This window comes from Burkholderia reimsis, assembly GCF_003294055.1.
In the GTDB taxonomy this organism is placed as follows: Bacteria; Pseudomonadota; Gammaproteobacteria; order Burkholderiales; family Burkholderiaceae; genus Burkholderia; species Burkholderia cepacia.
Genome location: NZ_QMFZ01000113.1, coordinates 1 through 1,088 on the forward strand (window position 1 = coordinate 1; position 1,088 = coordinate 1,088).

Consider the following 1,088-nt stretch of genomic DNA (forward strand, 5'->3'; position numbering starts at 1 on the left):
ACGGAGGCGTTCTGGTATATCGACGCCGGGCAAAGTGGTTCGCTCACTCCTTACGTTTATACGCTGACGTCAACGCTGGGCGGATTGTTGTCGCCCGCCGGTAATTCGACGATGGTGCCGGACCCGCATCCGTCGTTCTACGACCAGATGCAACTTGCATTGGCCGGGGTCCCGATTCCAATCGTCAATCTCGCGACGTATTATCGTTCGGCGCCGAACGCTAACCATATCGCATCCGGACCGAATGCATTTCAACCGGTCGCGACCTCGGGGACGGTAACGTTTGTGCGTACCCCCTACGCGGTCAACAGCGGTGGCGGCAGTGGTCCGGCGTATGTGTGGGTCGTGCAAGACGGCACGGTCCCGACAGGGGACTCGAATGGCCCGTATCTGACGCAGACATTCACGATCCCGACCGTCACCGAGACGCGCACGAGCGTGGCCGGTAGCAATACGCCGTCCGTGATTGCGGCCGGCAATAATCTCAATTTGCAAGCAAATGTCTTGAACAATCAGGGAGGGACGGTTAGTGCTGCTAACGATGCAAATGTGAACGTTCAGACGTTGAACAATGGCGGCGTAACCTACACGTCGAGCGTCACCGATACGGTCGATAGCGCGTCGTTGCAGGCGTTCATCAGCGGCGTAGCTGCGCTGTCGCCTCCCGCGACCACGCTGGCCGGGATGGTGATTCAGCAACCGGTTTCGGTGCGCGGCAGTGGCAATATGTTCGGGACGTATTGCGATAGCTCTGGTTGCGGTGTTGGGTCACCGAATCCGCCCGCGAAGTTCAGCTTCCTCGCACCGAGTGCGGTGACGGTGCAATCGGTCTCGTCCACGTCGACGATCCAAACGCCTGTCGGACAGATTCTCGCGGGTAATAACGTCAACCTGTCGGGTGGCAATTTGACCAATGCCGGTGCCATTACGGCCGGCCATGACGTGAACGTGACGGCCGCGAGCTTTACGAACCAAGGAACGAACAACGGTTCGAAGACCGTGACGGCGGGATGTGCATCCGGTTTCTCTGGATGCGGGACGGCTACGACGACGAATCCGAACTCGGAGACGTATAGCTACCAGCAGAC

1 protein-coding gene is annotated in these 1,088 nt (G+C 59.1%); it reads left to right on the forward strand.

Features of this window, described 5'->3' with window-relative positions:
- Nucleotides 1-1,088 (forward strand): hypothetical protein (locus tag DPV79_RS41445; RefSeq protein WP_133295806.1); only part of this gene is annotated, 1,088 nt, incomplete at both ends.